This window comes from Streptomyces millisiae, assembly GCF_031845425.1.
In the GTDB taxonomy this organism is placed as follows: Bacteria; Actinomycetota; Actinomycetes; order Streptomycetales; family Streptomycetaceae; genus Streptomyces; species Streptomyces millisiae.
This window is the reverse complement of sequence record NZ_JAVREM010000387.1, coordinates 1-410: the sequence shown is the minus strand read 5'-3', so window position 1 is coordinate 410 and position 410 is coordinate 1. Positions and strand designations below refer to the sequence as shown.

Here is a 410-nt window from a genome sequence, read left to right as displayed (position 1 = left end):
GTGTTGAGGGTACCGGTCAGTAGGTTGGGCGGGTGCAGCCCAGCGACATCTCCGCGCACTTCGCCCGCCGGGCGACCCTGAGCCGGTCGGTGCGCCTTCTGGCGCAGTTCCGGTTCGAGCAGAGCGAACCGGCCCGGTTCTACGGGGCGCTGGCCGCCGATACCGTCGCCTTGACCACCGATCTGTGGACGGCCGCCACCGGGGAATCCCCTGCCGGACGCACCGTCCTCGACGTCGGCGGTGGACCCGGCTACTTCGCGTCGGCGTTCGATCAGGCGGGCATGCGATACGTAGGGGTGGAGCCGGATCCTCGGGAGGCGCATGCCGGAGCCGCGAGAGCGGCGACATCCAGCCTGAGCCCGGCTGTCGATTCCGCATCGGGCACGTTCGTCCGGGCCTCCGGGATGGCC

General features: G+C 71.0%; 1 protein-coding gene. It reads left to right on the top strand.

The genetic code is table 11. The annotated features are described in order from the left end of the window. Window positions 1-32: 32 nt before the first annotated feature. Window positions 33-410: methyltransferase domain-containing protein (locus RNC47_RS37215; RefSeq protein ID WP_394814968.1), on the top strand; the 378-nt coding region annotated here is incomplete at its 3' end.